General features: G+C 61.5%; 22 protein-coding genes. 10 read left to right on the top strand and 12 right to left on the bottom strand.

Annotated elements, in window-relative coordinates:
- Positions 1-6: 6 nt before the first annotated feature.
- The 3 genes from HGP14_RS16960 to HGP14_RS16970 all read right to left on the bottom strand — a co-directional run bounded on the left by HGP14_RS16960 (position 7) and on the right by HGP14_RS16970 (position 3,253).
- Positions 7-1,194, bottom strand: coding sequence for an ABC transporter substrate-binding protein (locus HGP14_RS16960; RefSeq protein WP_409527085.1), 1,188 nt, complete (start codon positions 1,192-1,194; stop codon positions 7-9).
- Positions 1,195-1,363: 169 nt separating this feature from the next.
- Complete coding sequence (locus HGP14_RS16965; protein WP_168831032.1) at positions 1,364-2,206, bottom strand: alpha/beta fold hydrolase; 843 nt, start codon at positions 2,204-2,206, stop codon at positions 1,364-1,366.
- A 72-nt stretch (positions 2,207-2,278) separates the two neighbouring features.
- Complete coding sequence (locus HGP14_RS16970; RefSeq protein ID WP_168831033.1) at positions 2,279-3,253, bottom strand: zinc-binding alcohol dehydrogenase family protein; 975 nt, start codon at positions 3,251-3,253, stop codon at positions 2,279-2,281.
- A 201-nt stretch (positions 3,254-3,454) separates the two neighbouring features.
- On the opposite strand from HGP14_RS16970, the gene HGP14_RS16975 reads away from it, so the two are divergent.
- Positions 3,455-4,075 carry a CGNR zinc finger domain-containing protein gene (locus HGP14_RS16975; RefSeq protein ID WP_168831290.1) on the top strand — a complete coding sequence of 207 codons (621 nt, stop codon included), beginning with the start codon at positions 3,455-3,457 and terminating at the stop codon, positions 4,073-4,075.
- Positions 4,076-4,232: 157 nt separating this feature from the next.
- On the top strand, positions 4,233-4,679 hold the full coding sequence (locus tag HGP14_RS16980; RefSeq protein WP_168831034.1) for a DUF1801 domain-containing protein: 447 nt from the start codon (positions 4,233-4,235) through the stop codon (positions 4,677-4,679).
- A gap of 162 nt (positions 4,680-4,841) precedes the next feature.
- Here the strand turns inward: HGP14_RS16980 and HGP14_RS16985 are convergent, their stop codons facing one another.
- Positions 4,842-6,107 carry an adenylate/guanylate cyclase domain-containing protein gene (locus HGP14_RS16985; protein ID WP_168831035.1) on the bottom strand — a complete coding sequence of 422 codons (1,266 nt, stop codon included), beginning with the start codon at positions 6,105-6,107 and terminating at the stop codon, positions 4,842-4,844.
- Positions 6,108-6,644: 537 nt separating this feature from the next.
- Between HGP14_RS16985 and HGP14_RS16990 the strand changes: the two genes are divergently transcribed.
- Positions 6,645-7,571, top strand: a complete 927-nt coding sequence (locus HGP14_RS16990; protein WP_168831036.1) for an ABC transporter ATP-binding protein — start codon at positions 6,645-6,647, stop codon at positions 7,569-7,571.
- Positions 7,568-8,329: an ABC transporter permease gene (locus HGP14_RS16995; RefSeq protein ID WP_168831037.1), complete on the top strand. Its 762-nt coding sequence runs from the start codon at positions 7,568-7,570 to the stop codon at positions 8,327-8,329. Before HGP14_RS16990 ends, HGP14_RS16995 begins: the two co-directional genes overlap by 4 nt.
- 9 nt (positions 8,330-8,338) lie before the next feature.
- Here HGP14_RS16995 and HGP14_RS17000 read toward each other — a convergent pair whose 3' ends face one another.
- The 5 genes from HGP14_RS17000 to HGP14_RS17020 form a co-directional block, all read right to left on the bottom strand.
- A complete protein-coding gene (locus tag HGP14_RS17000; RefSeq protein WP_168831038.1) occupies positions 8,339-8,791 on the bottom strand; it encodes a hypothetical protein in 453 nt (150 codons plus the stop codon).
- A 36-nt stretch (positions 8,792-8,827) separates the two neighbouring features.
- Positions 8,828-9,037: a hypothetical protein gene (locus HGP14_RS17005; RefSeq protein WP_168831039.1), complete on the bottom strand. Its 210-nt coding sequence runs from the start codon at positions 9,035-9,037 to the stop codon at positions 8,828-8,830.
- A gap of 82 nt (positions 9,038-9,119) precedes the next feature.
- Positions 9,120-9,821 carry a TIGR02281 family clan AA aspartic protease gene (locus HGP14_RS17010; RefSeq protein ID WP_168831040.1) on the bottom strand — a complete coding sequence of 234 codons (702 nt, stop codon included), beginning with the start codon at positions 9,819-9,821 and terminating at the stop codon, positions 9,120-9,122.
- Entirely contained in the window at positions 9,818-10,027 is a 210-nt protein-coding gene (locus tag HGP14_RS17015) for a DUF1289 domain-containing protein (RefSeq protein WP_168831041.1), read from the bottom strand. The genes HGP14_RS17010 and HGP14_RS17015 overlap by 4 nt, the downstream gene beginning before the upstream one ends.
- 18 nt (positions 10,028-10,045) lie before the next feature.
- Positions 10,046-10,828 carry an adenosylcobinamide-GDP ribazoletransferase gene (locus HGP14_RS17020; RefSeq protein WP_168831042.1) on the bottom strand — a complete coding sequence of 261 codons (783 nt, stop codon included), beginning with the start codon at positions 10,826-10,828 and terminating at the stop codon, positions 10,046-10,048.
- 152 nt (positions 10,829-10,980) lie between these two features.
- On the opposite strand from HGP14_RS17020, the gene cobT reads away from it, so the two are divergent.
- From cobT to HGP14_RS17035, 3 genes are all read left to right on the top strand, one after another.
- Entirely contained in the window at positions 10,981-11,997 is a 1,017-nt protein-coding gene (gene cobT / locus HGP14_RS17025; protein ID WP_168831043.1) for a nicotinate-nucleotide--dimethylbenzimidazole phosphoribosyltransferase, read from the top strand.
- Between the two features lie 120 nt (positions 11,998-12,117).
- On the top strand, positions 12,118-12,504 hold the full coding sequence (locus tag HGP14_RS17030) for a diacylglycerol kinase (RefSeq protein WP_168831044.1): 387 nt from the start codon (positions 12,118-12,120) through the stop codon (positions 12,502-12,504).
- 143 nt (positions 12,505-12,647) lie between these two features.
- Positions 12,648-13,088, top strand: a complete 441-nt coding sequence (locus tag HGP14_RS17035) for a hypothetical protein (RefSeq protein ID WP_168831045.1) — start codon at positions 12,648-12,650, stop codon at positions 13,086-13,088.
- A 61-nt stretch (positions 13,089-13,149) separates the two neighbouring features.
- Here HGP14_RS17035 and HGP14_RS17040 read toward each other — a convergent pair whose 3' ends face one another.
- Entirely contained in the window at positions 13,150-13,299 is a 150-nt protein-coding gene (locus HGP14_RS17040; RefSeq protein ID WP_168831046.1) for a hypothetical protein, read from the bottom strand.
- A gap of 157 nt (positions 13,300-13,456) precedes the next feature.
- Positions 13,457-14,992 (bottom strand): sensor histidine kinase, encoded by a 1,536-nt coding sequence (locus tag HGP14_RS17045; protein WP_168831047.1) that lies wholly within the window; start codon positions 14,990-14,992, stop codon positions 13,457-13,459.
- Between the two features lie 105 nt (positions 14,993-15,097).
- Between HGP14_RS17045 and HGP14_RS17050 the strand changes: the two genes are divergently transcribed.
- The 3 genes from HGP14_RS17050 (at position 15,098) to HGP14_RS17060 (ending at position 16,847) form a co-directional block, all read left to right on the top strand.
- Complete coding sequence (locus tag HGP14_RS17050) at positions 15,098-15,652, top strand: thermonuclease family protein (RefSeq protein ID WP_168831048.1); 555 nt, start codon at positions 15,098-15,100, stop codon at positions 15,650-15,652.
- Positions 15,649-16,290 (top strand): uracil-DNA glycosylase family protein, encoded by a 642-nt coding sequence (locus HGP14_RS17055; RefSeq protein WP_205927214.1) that lies wholly within the window; start codon positions 15,649-15,651, stop codon positions 16,288-16,290. Before HGP14_RS17050 ends, HGP14_RS17055 begins: the two co-directional genes overlap by 4 nt.
- Before the next feature lie 68 nt (positions 16,291-16,358).
- On the top strand, positions 16,359-16,847 hold the full coding sequence (locus HGP14_RS17060; RefSeq protein WP_168831049.1) for an Lrp/AsnC family transcriptional regulator: 489 nt from the start codon (positions 16,359-16,361) through the stop codon (positions 16,845-16,847).
- Positions 16,848-17,073: 226 nt separating this feature from the next.
- Here HGP14_RS17060 and HGP14_RS17065 read toward each other — a convergent pair whose 3' ends face one another.
- Complete coding sequence (locus HGP14_RS17065; RefSeq protein ID WP_246704490.1) at positions 17,074-17,874, bottom strand: isochorismatase family cysteine hydrolase; 801 nt, start codon at positions 17,872-17,874, stop codon at positions 17,074-17,076.
- Positions 17,875-17,941: the final 67 nt, after the last annotated feature.

Raw genomic sequence — 17,941 nt, forward strand, 5'->3', positions numbered from 1 at the left:
TGCGAGCTACTGCGGGATGGCGCACAGTCCGACGGCGCTTTCATTGAAAACCATAGGGATACCGGAAGGGCTGCCGTCGGGGCATTGGATCTTAGCGCCGACGACGCCCTCCCACCCTTTGGTGATGATCTCCGTTGCCTTTTCCTGCTGCTCGAGGGTCGGGAAGAGCGGATCGGCCTCGGTACCGGAACCTCGGAACTGCGCGAGCGTTCCCCCCAAGCCGGCCGGTACCTTCCCGCTGCGCATCAGGTCTGCCACGCGGATCGGATGGCAGTGGCCGTTCAGGAAGGCGAGCTGCGCCTCGTCCGAATATAGGTATTCGATCCACAGTCGGGCCGCGTTCGGATGCGGAGCGAACGCGCTGATCGCCTGGGCATAGACGCCGGCGACGACGCCGGTCTTCGGCCTGACGATCTCGATCCTGGTCTTGCCCCTTAGTCGTTCGCGGTCGCCGAGCGCAAGGTAGTCCCAGCGGATGAGGATGGGTGTCCGCCCGTCGACGAGCGAATCGGAATTGCCGACGATGGGAACGAAGTTGCCCTTGCGGTTGAGGTCCGCAAAGAGCTTCATGCCCTGATCGGCCGCATGGTCGACACCGCCGTTGGCGGCCGATAGGCCGGCGGCGAAGACGCTCTGGATCGCTTGATTTGAGGCAAGATCGCCGGCGAGGCCGACCGCATTTCGGTAATCCCGCGAGGCGAGGTCTGCCCAATCCGTCGGCATCTTCGTGACGATATCCGCGTTCACTTCGAAGGCGATCGTCCCGTAGTAACCGCCGTACCAATATCCGTCCGCATCCTTGGCGGCGTCCGGAATGGCGGCCCACGTTGCCACCTTGTAAGGCTGCAGGAGGCCGTCCCTTTTCGCCGATGAGGCGAAAGACAGGCCGACGTCGATCACGTCCGGCGTTTGCGGGTCGGTTGCGTTCCGCGCCTTCCTGATCGTGTCAATCACCTTGGCCGATCCCGCGTCCGGCAAAAGTTCGTTGATCGTCAGGCCGTATTTCGCCTTGAAGCCGTCGATGATGACGCCGTATCCACACCAGTCGCGCGGCAGGGCGATAACCGTGAGCTTGGCCTCGGCCTTGGCGGTTGCCACCAGCTCGTCCATCGGACCGGCGGAGGCCATTCCGGTGAATGTCAGCAAGGCCAGCGCCGCCGACGGCATGACCAGGCAGTTCGCTCTCCATCCCATTTTCATGGCCGTCCCCTCCATAACTGATGGCCAACGGTTGACGGGATTATAGCAGCTAGCGAGACCCTGGAAAATCGCTATCGGGGCAGCACTTCGTTGACCTGTACGCCGGTGGGCATTGCCCCGCCGCCAGATGGGGGAAGCGGGGCGCAGGCGCGGGAAGCAGGGATCAACGGAGGAAATCGCGGATCTCGGCGGCGATCTCGGCCGCATGGGTTTCAAGCGCGAAGTGGCCGGTGTCGAAGAACTTCACGACGGCATCGGGAACATCGCGGCGGAAGGCCTCTGCGCCCGGCGGCAGGAAGAAGGGATCGTTCTTGCCCCAGACCGCCAGGAGGCGCGGCTTATGGGTGCGGAAATAGGTCTGGAACGCCGGGTAGAGCGCGACATTGCTCTTGTAGTCACCGAAGAGATCGAGCTGAACCTCTTCCGCGTCCGGCCGCGCCAGATAGAAACTATCGAGCGAATATCCGTCGGGCGAGACCTTGGTGACATCGGAGACGCCGTGCGTATACTGCCATACCGTCGTTTCCGGCTTGAGCAAGGCCCTCAGTGCATTGCGGTTTTCCTCCGAGGCATCGCGCCAATAGGCCTGGATCGGGTTCCAGCCTTCGCTCAGCCCCTCCTCATAGGCATTGCCGTTCTGTGAGATAATCGCCGTGATGCGCTCCGGATGCTTCGCCGCCAGCCGGAATCCGGTCGGCGCGCCGTAATCGAAGACATAGACGGCGTAACGGTCGAAACCGATGATCTCGGTGAAGCGGTCGATCGTCTCGGCGATGCTGTCGAAGCTGTTGCCGCGCGCCGGCCTATCGGACTGGCCAAAGCCCGGAAGGTCGGGCGCGACAATGTGATAGCGATCGGCAAGCAGCGGGATCAGATCGCGGAACATATGGCTGGAGCTCGGAAAGCCGTGCAGCAACAGGAGTTTGGCAGCACCGGGCGAACCGGCCTCGCGATAGAAGACTTTCGTGCCGTCGACAGTGGCGGTGCGGTAACTGATGCTGGTCATGGTCGTAGTCCTTTCTTAACCTGTCACATTGGGTTTGCATGGTTACAGTGATTGGTTCATTTCTCTGCTTGGTCAGGCGTGCACCACGACGATCTTTCCACCAGCTTCATTGGCCTCCATGACGCGGTGCGCCTCGCGAATTTCTTCGAAGCGGAAAATTCTCGCCGGTTTCACATCGAGCCGGCCAGCCGCAACCTCGGCGGCGATCTGCTGAAGGGGCACGTCCGAGAGCGGGAAGCCAGGCGTGCCGAACACGAAGCTGCCGAAGAATGTCAGATAGACGCCGCTTGGCATCTGCAGCAGCGGGTTGAAATCGGGGATCGGATCAAGCCCGCCGAGCCATCCGGCGAGGCAGGAGCGACCCCCGCGGCGGAGCATGGCCAGGGAATCCAATACCACGCTATTACCCACTAGATCGAGCACCGCATCGATCGCCTTCGCTTCGGCAATGTGTCTCGACAGGTCGGGGCGCTCGATCTCACAGCGCTCGGCGCCCAATTTCTCAAGCAGGGCAAAGCGGTCGCGATTGCGCGTCGTGGCGATTACCCGAACGCCGGCGTTGACCGCCATCTTGAGCGCCGCCTGGCCAAAGGAGGAGGTCGCACCGCGTATCACGAGCAACTGCCCCTTCTCGATCTCCAGATTGCGGAACAGGCAGGTCCAGGCGGTCGCGTAGGTTTCGGGGATGGCGGCGAGTTCGGCCCAAGGCAGGTCTGCCTCGATCAGGGCGACGTTGGAAACCGGGGCGCGCGTATATTCCGCATAGCTGCCGTTGATGGTGCGGCCGAGGCCGCCCATCAGCGCCGCCACCTTGGCGCCGACCGGGAACTCGCCGCCGGGGCAGGATTTCACGATGCCCACGCATTCGATGCCGCTGACCGGTGCCGCCTCGGCCCATTCGCCGCGGCGCATATGCATCTCGGCATGGTTGAGCCCGAAGGCCTTGATCTCGATGACGACGTGACCGGCCTTCGGTTCCGGCTCCGGAATATCCTTGTAGACCAGGCTGTCCAGTCCGCCGAATTTCTCAAGAACGATCGCACGCATTGTCAATTCTCCCATCTGGATCGGCAGCCGCCTGCTCGCTGCGGCGGATGCGTGTTGTGTTAGTAACCTATCTAAGTGATTCGGAATGGTTACGACGATGCAGCGTAACTTGTCAACCGTCATTGGAGAGGTTATATGAAATTTATATTTTCGAGAGGTCGCCTGCATTGAGTGTCAGGCGCGCCCGGAACAGGAGTTATGATGGACAACCGCTCTCCCGCCATTTTCGTCGGCGATGCGCTGGGACTGGATTTCCTGAATTCGGTGGCAACACCCGTCGACACGCCAGTCGACTGGATCGAGGACGGCGAGGGGCTGCTGGGTTGGCTGGAGCAGGCGGTGCTGGTGCCGCGCGAGACGCTGGAGGCGATGCGGGCCGAGGCGCTACCCGGCGAACTCGACAAGGTCGCCGACCAGGCGAGGAACCTGCGCGAATGGTTCCGGGCTTTCGTGCGCAAGCATAAGGGCCGGCCGCTGACAGCCGGTGTGCTGGACGAATTGGAACCGCTGAACCGCCTGCTGGAGCGCGACGAAGGCTTCAGCCGGATCGTTGCGCAACAGGCGGATGAGGGCGAGGGACTCGAGTTTCAGGCAATGCGCAAGTGGCGCTCGCCGGAGGCGCTACTTTTGCCCATCGGCGAAGCGCTTGGGCGTTTCGTCTGCACGGAGGACTTCTCGGACGTGAAAGCCTGCGAGGGTCCAACCTGCACCTTGCTCTTCGCCGACCATACGCGCGGGCACCGCAGGCGCTGGTGCAGCATGGCCATGTGCGGCAACCGCGCCAAACAGGCGGCGCATCGGCATCGCCTCAAACAGGCGTAGAGCGCGGCGACAAGCTCGACCGAAGCCAATCCGCGACGGACCGCAAGTCCGTGGGCGCCAGACGCTGTCATGCCTGCGTTACGCCTGCGTGAAATCGTGCTAGATGGCAAAAGACCAAAGCCCGAAAGCAAGATCGCGTATTGTCGAGGAAACCGCCATGCCCAAGATTGACGTTGCCGCTGCCCCGGAAGGGAAAGAGGAAGCCTCGCAGCTGATCGATGCGCGGATCAAGGCGCTGAGCGACTGGCGGGGCGAGATGCTGGCCCGGATCCGAACGCTCATAAAGCACGCCGATCCCGAGGTGGTCGAGGAGGTGAAATGGAGAAAGCCCTCAAACATGTTGGGGGTTCCCGTGTGGGAGCACGGCGGGATCATCTGCACCGGGGAAACCTACAAGAACGCCGTCAAGCTGACCTTCGCCAAGGGCGCCTCGCTGGAAGATCCTTCTAGCCTCTTCAATTCCAGCCTCGAAGGCAACACCAGACGTGCCATCGATTTCCACGAGGGCGAGCAGATCGATGAAGAGGCGCTGAAGGCGCTCATTCGCGCCGCGGTGGCACTGAACATGTCGGCACGCTCCCGGAAAGGCCCTAAAAGCGCTTGAGGCGCGTCGACTGCGGTGGACCAGAAGCTGCAGTAAGGGACTCTCGCGGGAAAAGGAAAGCCGGTTCCGGCCGGCTCGATGCTGACTGCCAGGGCAGGAGCGCGAGGCCGGAACAGGAGAACTTCGTGACTGGCAGCGCCACGTGGTCCGGAGCGCGGTCGGTCAGTGCAGGGACCAGGTGACCGACGTACCGGCGAGAGCTTTCCTCAGATGCTCGTTCGCCTCCACGCCCGCCGCATCCGCCGCATATTCCGGTTTCAGCCGTTCGAGGAAGTACATCGTCATCTTGCCCTTGTTTTTCACCTCAAGGGCACCTCGCGGGGTGCAGTCGAAGTATGACTTTACGTGTTGATAGGTGCCCTCGGAGATGTTCACCTGGTCGGCTTCGTCCGTGCTCTCCATACGAGCTGCGATATTCACTGCGTCGCCCCAGACATCATAGGTGAACTTCTTCCGACCGACGACGCCGGACATCACACTGCCGGTATGCAGGCCGATGCGCAGGTGCCATGGCCGCTGCCCGATCGCGGCCCAGCGGTGGTTCGACGACACGACAAAGCGCCTGATATCGAGCGCCGCAAGGCAGCAGCGGACCGCGTGGTCCTTGCGGCCCTGCATCAGACCGCCGGCGCACATGTAGGAATCTCCGATGGTCTTGAGCTTCTCCAGCCCATGCCGCGCGACGATGCTGTCGAACTCGGAGAAGTACATGTCGAGGTCATCGATCAACTCCCGAGGGGAGAGTTCGACGGCGGATTTGGTGAAGTCGACGAAATCGGTGAAGAGGATCGTCGCGGAGGGATGGTGGCGGGGCTCGACCGAGCCCTTTTCAGTCAATTCCGCGGCTATCTTGAGCGGGAGGATGTTGAGGAGCAGGCTGTCCGAGCGCTGCTTCTCGGCGGCCAATGCCTGCTGCGAGCGCTGAACCTCGGCGAGCTTCAGGCGCAGTTCGAGCTGGGCGATGGTTTGGCGCGCGAGGCGTCGGATGCCTTCGGCAGTGTCGAAGGCGAGCTCGCGCGGGGCGAGGTCCAGGATGCAGAGCGTGCCCAGAGCATGACCGCCTGAATCTATCAGTGGCATGCCTGCATAGAAGCGGATGAAGGGTTCCGTCGCGATGAAAGGCAGCGTCTTGAAGCGGTCGTCGGCGTGCGTGTCGGGGACAACCAACATGTCGCTGCGGCAGAGCGCGTAGGAGCAGCAGACACCGCCGCGAGGGACTTCTTCGAGGTCGGAAGGAACGCCGTGACGGGATTTGATCCATATCTTGGTGTCGCCGACGATGTTGACCATCGCGATCGGAGCACCGGCGATCAGGGCGGCGAGATCGGTGAGGTCATCGAATCCGGCTTCGGGGTCGGTACCGTAAACGCCGTAGGCCTGTACCGCGGCCAAGCGTTCAGCCTCGTTCTCAGGTAAGGGGAAATCCATGCCTGCGCCCTCCATTGTGCGAAGGCAAAGCTGGCCAAACCGTCGAGGTGAGGCCGGGCGGCTACCAAGCGAAAATTTACTCCAGCTATGTCACTTAAGCAATGATGCCGGCGGGCGTCCAAGCGAGCGGTTCGGGCCGACTGTTGCCGAAAAAAAGAAAGCCGGCTCAGGGCCGGCTCGAAAGCTGACCGGCCGGGCAGGGGAAACGCGAGGCCGGAACTGGAGAACTTTGTGACTGGCAGTGACTGGTTACCAAATGCCGAGGCAGCGGAAACGGGCGTAACGAGCGCCCTGGGACGGTTCCGCAAGAGAAGGGCGGCGGCGCGGAAACCGTTGCTTGCCTCGGTCGTTTTTGTACGCGACGAAAATCACCGCTTGATGACAAATGGAACCTCAGGTGGATTTTTCTTTGCGACTTGCGTGCAGCCGACACTCTTCTTTCCGTGAATAGTCTGTTCATCCTCGGTGGGATGTCAAAAGTGTCGCAGAGGGGCTATATAGCGGGCGAAAAACGAGGAAATACTCAAGAATTCAGCAATGGCTCCCATCATTTCCATCCGAAATCTCACGAAACGCTACGCCAATGGGTTCGAGGCGCTGAAGGGCATCGATCTCGATGTCGAAAAGGGCGAGATCCTGGCGCTCCTTGGCCCGAACGGCGCGGGCAAGACCACGATGATCTCGATCATCTGCGGCATCGTCAATCCGAGCGGCGGCCAAGTGCTGGTCGCGGGACACGATGTCGTCAAGGATTTCCGCGCAACGCGGACGATGATCGGTCTGGTGCCGCAGGAGTTGACGACGGACCAGTTCGAGACGGTCTGGAACACCGTGACCTTCTCCCGCGGACTGCACGGCAAGAAGCCGGACCCGGCGCATATCGAAAAGGTGCTGCGAGAGCTTTCGCTCTGGAGCAAGAAGGACAATATGCTGCGGGAGCTTTCGGGCGGCATGAAGCGTCGCGTGCTGATCGCCAAGGCGCTCAGCCACGAGCCCGAGATCCTGTTCCTTGACGAGCCGACCGCGGGCGTTGACGTGACGCTGCGAAAAGACATGTGGCGCGTCGTCGAGAAGCTGCGGGAATCCGGCGTCACCATCATCCTGACGACGCACTACATCGAAGAGGCCGAGGAGATCGCCGACCGCGTCGGCGTCATCAACGGCGGCGAGTTGCTCCTGGTGGAAGACAAGACCGCGCTGATGACGAAGCTCGGCCGCAAGCAGCTGATCCTCGAGCTTGTCGAACCGCTGGACAAGCTGCCGGACTGTTTCTCCGGAAACGGACTGTCACTAGAGCCGGACGGCAGCCGGCTGATCTATGATTACGACGCGCACAACGAGCAGGAGAGTATCGCCGCACTGCTCACCCGCCTTGCGGCGCAGGACATCCACTTCAAGGATCTCTCGACGCGGCAGAGTTCGCTCGAGGATATCTTCGTAGCGCTGGTGGGAGGCGCGAAATGAACTTCGAAGCCGTCAAGTCGATCTATTTCTTCGAGATGGCGCGCACGCGCCGCACATTGCTGCAGAGCGTCGTTTCGCCTGTGATCTCGACCTCGCTCTATTTCATCGTCTTCGGGGCTGCGATCGGCTCGCGCATCCAGGAGGTGGAAGGCGTTTCCTACGGCGCCTTCATCACGCCGGGGTTGATCATGCTGACGCTGCTCGGGCAATGCATCAGCAACGGCTCCTTCGGCATCTATTTTCCGAAATTCACGGGCACGATCTACGAGGTGCTCTCGGCGCCGGTGGCCATGACGGAGATTCTGCTCGGCTATGTGGGCGCGGCGACGACCAAGGGGCTACTGATCGGCGTCATCATCCTGCTGACCGCCAACATCTTCGTGGACGTCAGGATCGAACATCCATTCATGATGATCCTGTTCTTCCTGCTAACGGCGATCACCTTCAGCCTGTTCGGCTTCATGATCGGCATATGGGCGGGCAATTTCGAGCAGCTGAACCTCATCCCGATGCTGGTCGTGCCGCCGCTCACCTTCCTCGGCGGGAGCTTCTACTCGATCAACATGCTGCCGCCCTTCTGGCAGGCGGTCAGCCATTTCAACCCGGTGCTCTATCTGGTCAGCGGCTTCCGCTGGAGTTTCTTTGGCATCGCGGATGTGAACCCGCTTGCCAGTCTCTCGATGGTCGCCATCTTCCTCGCGCTTTGCCTCGGAACGCTGGCGTGGATTTTCAAGACGGGGTACCGGCTGAGGAACTGAGTCCGTTCGTCAGAACTCAGTCGGACGGATGTTGTCGACGGTGATCAAGCCTTCGACGACGCCGCGTTGCAGGTCGCGCCTGTCACGGTCGATCTCGATGACGGTATAGAGCTTCTCGTTGCGGAAGGCACTGGCGTTCGCCGTCGTTACGTCTTCGGCGGGCGCTGCATCGACCTCCATGAAATCAAGTTCGCGGCTGGCCGCGACGATGCGGGCATCGCCAGCCGTACGGGCGGCGACCACCACTTCGCCGTGCGAGGGAGAGTTCTGCCAGTTCGGGTCCTCCGGCGGTGCGGCAGGGACGAGGCGATAAACGTTGAGGGCCTCGCCGTTGCCTACTTCTGCGGAGGCTTCCCTGGCGGCATCTTCGATCTGGGCCTGGCTTTCGACCGAGTTACCGAAATTGGTACGGCTGACGCCGTTAAACGCCTCCCCACCGCCGGTCTTGACGCTGTTCGACATGACCGGCTCCTTTCAGAGTAAGTTTTTTAGCGCGGATCAGATCCGGTTGATCGTCGGAAGGAAGCACACGACCTGCCGGCGCCGAGCGGGCTCCAGGGTGTCGATGCGGTCCGTCCAGAATTGTGCCGCCTCGGGCGTATCCTGTTCCCAGCAGCGAGTGGATACGAGGTTATCGTCGATCACCGCGCGGCGATGGCCGCCCAGGCGCATATATTCTTCCGCGAGTTGTTTTGAGAGGTTCTCCATGCGCAGCTCCTTTCAATCCCTTCAACCCGGCTGCCCGAGGCAAAGTTCCATGGATTGAAGAATATCGGGCTGCGTTCCGCTCTTAGTCGCGCATCCTGAGTTCGTCCGTCTGAATCTGCAGCGAACCGAGTGTTTCGAGGAAGCTCATGCCGAGCAGGCTCTGCTCGAGCATGTCGTGTTCGGCGACGCTGGCGGCGACGTCGGTGCGGACAATCGGGCCTATGGCGACGCGGTCGAGCGTCACGGGTGCCGCGCGGGCGCGGCCGTTTGCAGTCATGACCGTCATCGAATAAGTGAGATTTTCGGGGATGATGCCGATGCGTTCGGCGTCTGCGCGCGACAATGCCACCATGCTGGCGCCGGTATCGACGAGCATCTGGATGGTCTGGCCGTTAACCGAGACGTCGGCCTCGAAATGGCCGTTCAGCAGCTTGTGCAGGATGATCTCGCTGCCGCCTTCGCTGGTGGTGACGACGACGGCATGGCCGGGCACGAGACCGGCGAGCAGGCGGTTTCCGACACCGAGCAGGTCCTGGCGGTAGAGGTAGACGGTCGCAAGCGCCAGGATGATCACCAGCCAGATCATCAGGTTGCGGATGGTTTCGCCCGCACTGCGGCGGCTCGCCCAGACGCCGGCCGACAGCATCAGCGCGATCGGCAGGAGATAGACCATGCGGCCGAAATCATTGGTGTTCATGCCGAGCACGCGTCCGCTGTCATGATTGTAGAAGAGCACGGCAAGCCCGACGGCGAGGATAAGCAGAAAGATGGCAAGCCGGTTCATGAGCGATGCTCCGGCACTGCGCTCGTCTCGCCGACCAATATGGCCGGCTGGGCAGACAGACGCGCGGGCAGTACGGCCATGATCTGCTGCCTCTCGCTATCGGAATAGGACATCCAGTTGCCAATCTCGCCAAGGGTGCGGCCGCAGCCGATACAAAAGCCGGTTGCGGGATCAAGCGAGCATACATGGATGCAGGGTGTTTGCATGGGCAAAATATCGTGATTTCACAAGGCGGTGGCAAGGGCGCAGAGCGCCGCGATCTCGGAAATCTGCTGGGCGGCGCCGAGCGTGTCTCCGGTATGGCCGGCCAGCTTGCGGCGGATATAGAGCGTGAAGGCAAGCACGGCGATGCCGGTTGCGAGCAGGCTACAGACGAACGCCAGCAGACCGAACACCGGCCAGACGAGAAGGGCGGAAAAAAGGCAGCCAGTGACGAGGGCGAGGTGCATCGCACCTTCGTCAGGCCGACCGGACGAGGCGGCGAGCCCATCCTTTTTTGCGGGCGGAAGGCGGTGCCAGTGCCAGACAAGGGCCGCGCGGCTGAGGCAAGCTGCGGCGGGAATCGCGAAGACGGCGGCAAGAGGCGGAACTTCGCGTGCAATGGCGGCAAGTGCGGAAGCTCGAAGCGCGATCGAGAGAACGAGCGCGATCGCGCCATAACTGCCGATGCGGCTGTCCTTCATGATCGTAAGCGCATGGTCGCGGTCGCGGCCGCCGCCGATGCCGTCAGCGGTATCGGAAAGCCCATCTTCGTGCAGAGCGCCGGTGATGATGATCTGGACGGCGAGCGCCACGAGTGCTGCCATCAGACGGTCGGCGCGCAGGCCAAGGAGGATGAAGAATACGGCGGCCGGGATGAGCCCGATCAGGATCCCGGCCAGCGGGAAAGCACGCACCGTGCGGCTCAGCTTTCCGTCATCGCCGGAAAAAAGCCATTGCGGCACGGGAAAACGGCTCAGGAAAGCGACGGCTCGGACGGTGTCGAGCGCATAGGCCTTAATGTTCATGTCCCCCGCTTCGCGCATGGAAGGTGCGGCGCTTTTGATGTTGTGACGCCTAGCCGCTGCCGTTAATAGACTCGCCACGAAAGAAGCCGATTTGCCGGAAAATGACAAGTTGGCTTGCACCAATGTTCCAGGAATACAAGGAATCTGCATCCATGAGCGTTTCAGGCCTGCCGTTTGACGATTTCCGTGCGCTGCTGCGCGACCTGCCGGGGCCGGATGCCCGGGCGCTGGTGGCCGCACGCGAGCGTGACGCGCAGTTGACGAAGCCGCCGGGCGCGCTCGGGCGCCTCGAGGAAATCGCCTTCTGGCTGGCGGCCTGGACGGGCAGGGCGCCGGCCGTCAACCGGCCGCTGGTCGCGATCTTCGCCGGCAATCACGGCGTAACGAGACAGGGAATTACGCCTTTCCCGCCAACAGTGACCCAGCAGATGGTGGAGAACTTTGCCGCCGGCGGCGCGGCGATCAACCAGATCTGCGTCGCCTACGATCTCGGCCTGAAGGTCTTCGACCTGGCGCTCGACTATCCGACAGGCGATATCACGGAAGAGGCAGCGCTTTCCGAGCGCGACTGCGCGGCGACCATGGCCTTCGGCATGGAGGCGATTGCCGGCGGTACGGACCTGCTCTGCATCGGCGAGATGGGCATCGGCAACACGACGATCGCAGCGGCGATCAATTATGCGCTCTACGGCGGCTCGGCACGCGACTGGGTTGGCCCCGGAACCGGTTCCGAGGGCGCGATGCTGGAGCGCAAGGTGGCTGCTGTCGAGCGCGCCGTGGAGCTGCACCGCGATCATCTGAACGATCCGCTGGAAATCATGCGCCGCCTCGGCGGCCGCGAGATTGCCGCGATGGCGGGCGCCATCCTTGCCGCGCGCGTCGAGAAGATCCCGGTTTTGATCGATGGCTACGTGGCGACGGCGGCAGGCGCGATCCTGCAGGCGGCCAATCCTTCGGCGCTCGACCACTGCCTGATCGGCCACGTCTCCGGCGAGCCGGGGCATCTCAGGGCGATCGAGATGCTCGGCAAGACGCCGCTTCTGGCGCTCGGCATGCGGCTCGGCGAAGGCACGGGGGCGGCACTTGCCGCCGGCATCGTCAAGGCGGCTGCGGCCTGCCATTCCGGAATGGCGACATTCGCCCAGGCTGGTGTCACCAACAAACACTGAGCGTTTCGGCATTGGTGCAGGTTTTGCGACAGGTGCTTGCGGCGGGAACCGGGAACCGGTATTCGCATTTTTACTCATGGATGGCGGCTACGGCCGCCTAGACCGCAAGACGAGGGCGCCTTGACCAAACCTGCCGTAGGCAAGCTGACCGGTGTCAGCCATTTCTTTGCTGCCGCTGGCTATTCCTGGGCAGGCTTTCAGCGCCTGCTCAAGGAATCGGCCTTCCGGCACGAGCTGCTGTTCGCGGTTGTTTCGCTGGTGCTGCTCGCGGCCGCCGGTGCCTTTCTTTGGGAAATGATGATTGCCGTCGTGCTGTTCCTGATGCTCTTTGCCGTCGAGGCGCTGAACACGGCGATCGAGGAAGTCATCGACCGCATCTCGCCGGAAATCTCGATGGTTGGCAAACACGCCAAGGATCTCGGTTCCTTCGCCGTGGTCTGCATGATCGGTGCCTGCGGGCTATACGTGCTCTTCACGATCGGCAGGCATCTGCTCGAATTCGTCTGACCCTAGGGTCCGGGCTCATAGCAAGCCGGCGGTGGTTGAGGCGGACGGCAACCCCTAGCCCAGAAGATTCAAAACCGCGAATTGCTCGGAGCGGAGATAACGAGTAGAATCTCGGACTTTAATTCGACCATAAGGAGTAGGCAATGAGCAGACTGTTGATACTGTCGGCTGGTGCCATCCTGGCACTGGCATCCGTAGCGTCCGCTGCGCCGGCTATGCAACCCCTCAAGATCTCCAAGGAATGCAGCCAGTACACCGGCGAGACCCCAAGCTTCTGCACCATTACGGAATCGAACCTCGCGGCGATCCCGGCGGGCTCCAAGATCTTCTACTATGGGCCGGTGACCGGCAGTCCCCTTTTCGGCAGCAGCACGGCGGTCATTACCGTCGGAAACGGAGACACGGCGGTCGGGTACTGCGTCACCTATGACACCGCCAGCCCGATGCAGGGAACCTGTGCGTTCCATGCAGGCAGCGGGGCGCTTGCCGGATTCCAGGCGGTCGTCAAGGTGACGGTCGACGACAAGCAGATCTATCACTGGGACGGAGGCTACCTACTTGGCGCCGTCGAGGCCTCCAAGTGAGAACGAAAGAAATGCTGCTCTCGTCTGGCTGTTTGACGTGAATTCGTGCCCTGAATGATAATCAGTAGGTGTGACAGGCGGCGAGGCCGACGGCCGCAGGGACGTTCGTCGCTGATCGATCGTACCGGCTGGCTTTCGGCGGAATGTTCGGCATCGTCACTTTGCCCTCGACCTTGTGGCGGATGGCATGCAGGATCGGGCTCTTGGGCATCTGCTCCAGAAGCAGCTCGCCAGCCGTGCAACCGGCGATCTCGCCACCGGCCAAAAGGAAAGCGATTGGGCGGCACGGGCCGTCGGTCAGGGCGTGGATCTTCGTGGTTCGCCCGCCGGAACCGCCGCCAACGGAATCCGCTTTATGGGTCCGGACCCTACGCGAAGCTCTTCCGCTTGCGGGAGACGGCCTGCGCCTCCTCGACGGCGGGCAGGCTCTGCAGCACGCGCTTGGCAGGTAAGATGGCGATCGCCTCGGTACCTTCGCGCAGCTTCGACCTCAGGACGAACTGGCCGTCATGCTTGGCAAGGATCGCCTGGACGATCGGCAGGCCGAGGCCGGTGCCCTGTTCAGCGCTCTTGATGGCAATCGAGCCCTGGCCGAAAGCGGAGAGAACGACAGGGATTTCATCCTCGGGGATGCCCGGGCCATTGTCCTTGATGGAGATGTACTGGCCGCCGCCGGCCGTCCAGCCGACCTTGACGTGGATCTCCCCGCCCTTGGGCGTGAATTTCACCGCGTTGGAAAGGAGGTTGAGCACGACCTGACGCAATGACTTCTCGTCGGCCCACAGCGCCGGAAGCTCGGGTTCGAATTGCTGGGTAATGGAAATGTTCTTGCTGCCGGCGCGGAGCTGCACCATGCCGATGCAGTCTTCCACGATATGAAGAAGCGAGATCGCCTCCTCGGTGAGTTCGTATTTTCCGGCTTCGATGCGGGAGAGGTCGAGAATCTCGTTGATGAGATTCAAGAGATGCTGGCCGGAGCGGTGGATGTCGTCCGTATATTCCTTGTAGGTCGGGTTGCTGAGCGGGCCCATGACCTCGGCGGACATGACCTCGGAAAACCCGAGGATGGCGTTTAACGGCGTGCGCAGCTCATGCGACATGGAGGCGAGGAAGCGCGACTTGGCAAGATTTGCCTCTTCGGCGCGGCGGCGCGCTTCGTCGGACATGGATTTGGCGACTTCGAGCTCGGCGATCAGGTCGTCCTTCTCCGACTGGAAGGAGAGGATCTTCAGGTTCGATTGGAAGAGCCGGTCGCTGATGTAGTTGAAGAAGACCACCGTCGTGGTGAAGACGGCCGTGAGGCTCACCTCAAGCAGGTCGCGCGAGATGCCGGCCTTTGCGGCGAGGGCGACGACCGCGGGTGCGAAGGCGACGAGGACGGCAGGCGTCAGCATGAAATTCGCCATTGCCGTAACGGAAAGCGCGATCAGCAGCGTCGCGCCCTTATAGAGGATGAAGCCGGAAGGATCGCAGGCGCCACAGTCTTGCAGCGCAAAGATGGCCCAGCAGCAGCCGATCGTCAGTTGCCCGAGAAGCAGAATACGGCGCCATTTGCGCGTCGCCTCAGGGGCTATCTCCTTCTTGCGGGCGCGGCGCACGAGGTAGACGTTTGCAGCGTAGGCCGTGAGCGTCAGCAGGGTCCAAGGGAAAATTTGCGTGTTGCCGGTGTAGTAGAGGCCGAGTGCGGCAATGATGATGACGAAGAGCGGCATGATCGTCGCGCCCTGGATGAAGGCGCTCATATACATCCTGAGCACGTCGCGATCGAAGGCAGCTGCGGAGGAATGGCCGGATTGCAGCCGCTCACGCGTCTGCCGCACAGCCCTGGAGACAGGCTTGTTACGGTGACTGCGTGATTTGTCGACGATAATCTTATCGGTCGATGTGCTTACGCCGGTACTCATGTGCACTATGATGCTTGATCCCTGGATCATTCCAGCTTAACCGGCAATTCTTAATGAGTTGTTTGCCATTTTTGCCAAGGATTTGTTTTTGAAGGGGGCGAAAGCGTGGCGCGTGGTTTCAGAACGATACGCGACGGCGTGACGGCTTTCGCGATGCTCGCCCTGATCGGGCTGATTGCCGCGAAGCTCAACGACAAACCGGACACGGTGCATGCCGGGCAGTTTCATGCGGCCGACGGCGACAGCCTGACGATCGGTACCGAGCGCATGCGGCTGAAGGGCATCGACGCGCCGGAACTCAGCCAGAGCTGCGAGCGAGACGGCATGAACTGGGCTTGCGGGCGGCAGGCGAAAGACACGTTGCAGGGGCTGGTCGCCGCGCGCGACACGCAATGCGGCGGCAGCGAGCGCGACCAGTATGACCGGCTGCTCGTCGTCTGCCAGAGCGGCGGTCTCGATATCAATGGAGAGATGGTTGTCAGAGGCATGGCCGTGTCATATGGCAGCTACGAGCGGGAAGAAGGCCGGGCGCGGTCACAAAGGGCAGGTCTCTGGTCGGGGACATTCGAGCGGCCGCGGGATGTCCGCCTTCACGAACGCCGGCAATCAGGCTTTGACGCTGCGAGACGCTTCATTGGACAGGTGACGGGATGGGAATGACAAGCGAGATGATGGCCGAAACGGGGATTGCAAGGCTGCAGGGCGAGATTGCCCGCTGCCGCATCTGCCGTGATACGCCGCTGCGGGCAGGCGATCGGCTGCCACACGAGCCGCGGCCGGTCGTGGTGATGTCGTCCACGGCGCGCATCCTGATTGCCGGGCAGGCACCGGGGCTCAGGGTGCACGAGAGCGGCATTCCGTTCAACGATGCCTCGGGCGACCGGCTGCGTGACTGGCTGCAGGTGGACCGGGAGACATTCTATGATCCCGGCCGGTTCGCGATCGTGCCGATGGGGTTCTGTTTTCCGGGCTACGACGCCAAGGGAAGCGACCTGCCGCCGCGGCGGGAATGTGCGAGCCTTTGGCGGCAGAGGGTGATCGATCAGATGCCGCAGATCGAGCTGGTGCTGACTATCGGGCAATATGCCCAGGCATGGCATATGGGCAGCGCTCGCAAGCAGAACATGACGGAGACGGTGAAGGCGTGGCGCGAGGCGCTGTTTTCGAACCGCAGCCCGGCGGCCCTGCCGCTGCCGCATCCGAGCTGGCGCAACAGCGGCTGGCTGAAGCGCAATCCATGGTTTGAGGATGAGCTCCTTCCGGTGCTGCGCGATCGCGTAAAATTGCTCATTTCCTGAAACAAAATTCTTTTCGCATGCCGGAATCGGGTTATACAGAGAAAATAATTCGAAAGGGCTTTTCGCGTATGGACCGTCTCGACCGTAAGATACTGCGTCTCCTGCAAGAAGATTCGACATTGGCTGTCGCTGATCTCGCCAAGAAGGTGGGGCTTTCGACGACGCCATGCTGGCGCCGTATCCAGAAGATGGAAGAAGACGGCGTGATCAAGCGCCGTGTCGCCATTCTCGACCCGGAGAAGGTCAACACGAAGGTCACGGTTTTCGTCTCGATCCGCACGGCGACGCATTCGATCGAGTGGCTGAGACGCTTTTCCGAAGTGGTCGTGGACTTCTCGGAAGTGGTCGAATTCTACCGCATGAGCGGCGATGTCGACTATCTGCTGCGGGTCGTGGTGCCGGATATCGCCGCCTACGACGCCTTCTACAAGCGGCTGATCGCCAAGATCGAGATCCGCGACGTCTCCTCGGCTTTCGCGATGGAGCAGATCAAGTATTCGACGCAGCTGCCGCTCGACTACATGCTTCTTGACAATGCGAAGTCCAGCGAAGAGTGACGCGGTAGCAGTAGCGGCAGGATGGGGCGCGTGCAGACGCGCCCTTTGACACGATCATTTTTCCTGCATTAGGTAGCAAAGACCACCAATTTGTTGAATACTACTTCAAAACCACGGGACACGTTCAGCGTCGGGCCTGATGGGGCGTCGCGGCCGTATGCGTTTGGGAAATCGGATGGGGTTATCAGCCACTGACGGCTTCCCATCCGATTTCCCGGGCCCTGGACTACGGCGCAATCATCTTGAGCGCTTCATCGGTCGTCCAAAGTCCGTTTGCCATATATCGGAAGTTGATCAATGCCGCCAGATTGCCGTCGCCCTCAGGTAACTTGGGCGCGGCTACGGCGTCTCGAATAACTGCGACTTCAAATCCTTCTTCAAGGAACTCGTGGAGATGCGATTCAACGCACATGTTGGCGAGCATCCCGGCAAGGACGATCTGGGTGACTCCCTGTTTGCGGAGCTGGAAGGAAAGGTCGTTTTGCTGCGGCCCGTACAGCTTGTGAGGCGAGGCAATAATAGTCTTGCCATCCTCTATGTATTTCTTGAACCGCGGCAGGAAGTCTGCCCCCGAGCCCTCGAAACCCTCGAGCGTATAGGGACCTTTTCTATCGAATATGCCCAGCTTATGTTGGAAAATTTCGAGAGGCCCCTGCACCTTCCACGTGTGATCCCACTTGTAGTAGTGATGAGGCGATAGTGCGACGACCATTCCTGCCTGCTTTGCTGCGGCGAAGAGCTGATCAAGATGGGAAACGACATTGCGTTCGGTGACGGCTTCGCCCAGGACCGGCCAAGCAGTCCCTTCAGGGCTCATGAAGTCGTTCTGCGCGTCGATAACCACGAGCGCCGCCTTCGAGACGTCAAGTTTCATGTTCCCCTTGGTTAGTGCCGGTTTGACGGGGTCCTGGAAAAAATCGACAACCGGCTGCTCGGCCATAGAAGCGCCGGCTCCAGCGAGAATAACCGCGCCAGCGAGGATCGCTGTGCTCAGTCTCCGAATGATTTTCATTTCACGACGCAACATTTGACGTCTCCTATTGTCGATGTGTCAGACTTCCCGGGTCTTTTTGCGACGTTGCGGGACGATGCTT

Source organism: Rhizobium sp. P32RR-XVIII, assembly GCF_012641395.1.
GTDB lineage: Bacteria > Pseudomonadota > Alphaproteobacteria > Rhizobiales > Rhizobiaceae > Rhizobium.

Excerpts from the sequence above, each read along its gene's own strand:
- HGP14_RS16960 (WP_409527085.1), bottom strand. The coding sequence starts at position 1,194 with ATGGGATGGAGAGCGAACTGCCTGGTCATGCCGTCGGCGGCGCTGGCC.
- HGP14_RS16965 (WP_168831032.1), bottom strand. The coding sequence starts at position 2,206 with ATGACCAGCATCAGTTACCGCACCGCCACTGTCGACGGCACGAAAGTC.
- HGP14_RS16970 (WP_168831033.1), bottom strand. The coding sequence starts at position 3,253 with ATGCGTGCGATCGTTCTTGAGAAATTCGGCGGACTGGACAGCCTGGTC.
- HGP14_RS16975 (WP_168831290.1), top strand. The coding sequence starts at position 3,455 with ATGGACAACCGCTCTCCCGCCATTTTCGTCGGCGATGCGCTGGGACTG.
- HGP14_RS16980 (WP_168831034.1), top strand. The coding sequence starts at position 4,233 with ATGCCCAAGATTGACGTTGCCGCTGCCCCGGAAGGGAAAGAGGAAGCC.
- HGP14_RS16985 (WP_168831035.1), bottom strand. The coding sequence starts at position 6,107 with ATGGATTTCCCCTTACCTGAGAACGAGGCTGAACGCTTGGCCGCGGTA.
- HGP14_RS16990 (WP_168831036.1), top strand. The coding sequence starts at position 6,645 with ATGGCTCCCATCATTTCCATCCGAAATCTCACGAAACGCTACGCCAAT.
- HGP14_RS16995 (WP_168831037.1), top strand. The coding sequence starts at position 7,568 with ATGAACTTCGAAGCCGTCAAGTCGATCTATTTCTTCGAGATGGCGCGC.
- HGP14_RS17000 (WP_168831038.1), bottom strand. The coding sequence starts at position 8,791 with ATGTCGAACAGCGTCAAGACCGGCGGTGGGGAGGCGTTTAACGGCGTC.
- HGP14_RS17005 (WP_168831039.1), bottom strand. The coding sequence starts at position 9,037 with ATGGAGAACCTCTCAAAACAACTCGCGGAAGAATATATGCGCCTGGGC.
- HGP14_RS17010 (WP_168831040.1), bottom strand. The coding sequence starts at position 9,821 with ATGAACCGGCTTGCCATCTTTCTGCTTATCCTCGCCGTCGGGCTTGCC.
- HGP14_RS17015 (WP_168831041.1), bottom strand. The coding sequence starts at position 10,027 with ATGCAAACACCCTGCATCCATGTATGCTCGCTTGATCCCGCAACCGGC.
- HGP14_RS17020 (WP_168831042.1), bottom strand. The coding sequence starts at position 10,828 with ATGAACATTAAGGCCTATGCGCTCGACACCGTCCGAGCCGTCGCTTTC.
- cobT (WP_168831043.1), top strand. The coding sequence starts at position 10,981 with ATGAGCGTTTCAGGCCTGCCGTTTGACGATTTCCGTGCGCTGCTGCGC.
- HGP14_RS17035 (WP_168831045.1), top strand. The coding sequence starts at position 12,648 with ATGAGCAGACTGTTGATACTGTCGGCTGGTGCCATCCTGGCACTGGCA.
- HGP14_RS17040 (WP_168831046.1), bottom strand. The coding sequence starts at position 13,299 with ATGCCCAAGAGCCCGATCCTGCATGCCATCCGCCACAAGGTCGAGGGC.
- HGP14_RS17045 (WP_168831047.1), bottom strand. The coding sequence starts at position 14,992 with ATGAGTACCGGCGTAAGCACATCGACCGATAAGATTATCGTCGACAAA.
- HGP14_RS17055 (WP_205927214.1), top strand. The coding sequence starts at position 15,649 with ATGACAAGCGAGATGATGGCCGAAACGGGGATTGCAAGGCTGCAGGGC.
- HGP14_RS17060 (WP_168831049.1), top strand. The coding sequence starts at position 16,359 with ATGGACCGTCTCGACCGTAAGATACTGCGTCTCCTGCAAGAAGATTCG.
- HGP14_RS17065 (WP_246704490.1), bottom strand. The coding sequence starts at position 17,874 with ATGTTGCGTCGTGAAATGAAAATCATTCGGAGACTGAGCACAGCGATC.